This window comes from Bradyrhizobium sp. BRP23, assembly GCF_020194135.1.
In the GTDB taxonomy this organism is placed as follows: Bacteria; Pseudomonadota; Alphaproteobacteria; order Rhizobiales; family Xanthobacteraceae; genus Bradyrhizobium; species Bradyrhizobium yuanmingense.
The window spans coordinates 1-777 of sequence record NZ_JADYVW010000051.1; the positions used below are offsets into that span (position 1 = coordinate 1).

1 protein-coding gene is annotated in these 777 nt (G+C 58.3%); it reads right to left on the reverse strand.

Annotation, left to right across the window (positions count from 1 at the left end):
* The coding region (locus tag I6F24_RS37290) for a condensation domain-containing protein (RefSeq protein WP_225131595.1) at window positions 1–591 on the reverse strand (591 nt) is incomplete at its 3' end.
* Between the last annotated feature and the right edge of the window lie 186 nt (window positions 592–777).

Below are 777 nucleotides of genomic sequence, written 5' to 3' on the forward strand. Positions count from 1 at the left end.
TGCAGCAAGAGCGTTGTATGCGTCCTCCAATGCTTCCAGGAATAGCCGATAGCCCATCCCATCCACTACGAAATGATGCACCAGTACCAGCAGATAATAATCGCCGCTTTCCGAAGCACGGAAGGCCACGACGTGAACGAGAGGCGTGTGGCCGTCAAACCGAAACATGTGTTGACGTCTTGCCGAGACGCTCTCGATTGTCCTGCGCTGGTCTGGGCCGGTCATCCGGACGAGATCGATCTCCTCCACGATGCGCTCGGCCGGACAAGCGCCAATCCCCAGCCGTAGTCCATCTTGGGTTCGGGCAACGCGGAGCCTGAGGCCTTCGTGCCTCTCGATGACATGGGCGAGAGCGCGGTCCAGGATATTGATGTCCAGGATGCCGCTGCGCAAGAAGAACAGATCGCCGAGGTTAAAATGCTCGTCAAAGCCGACAAGAGAATTCCAAAACGATATTACGGGGGGCACAGGCAGTAAGCCGTCCGCGGAAGCCACGTTGTGGGGTGCCGCCTCCGCTTCCCCGGCCGCCAACTCCCTGATGGTCGGTGTTCGATAAAGCTGGTTGACGGTGAGCGCGCCAGCGTGACGCAACGTACGCTGAGAAGAGAATCGCCGCCGATATCAAAGAAACTGCTGTCGATTCCCACCCGCTCGGCGCCTAATAGATCCTCCCAGATCCGAGCAAGAACCCGCTCGTTCCTGGTGCGGGGCTCAGCAGATGGACTAGTTTCTATCTCGCGGTAAGGAACGGAGGAAAGGCGAGCACGGTCTATCTTT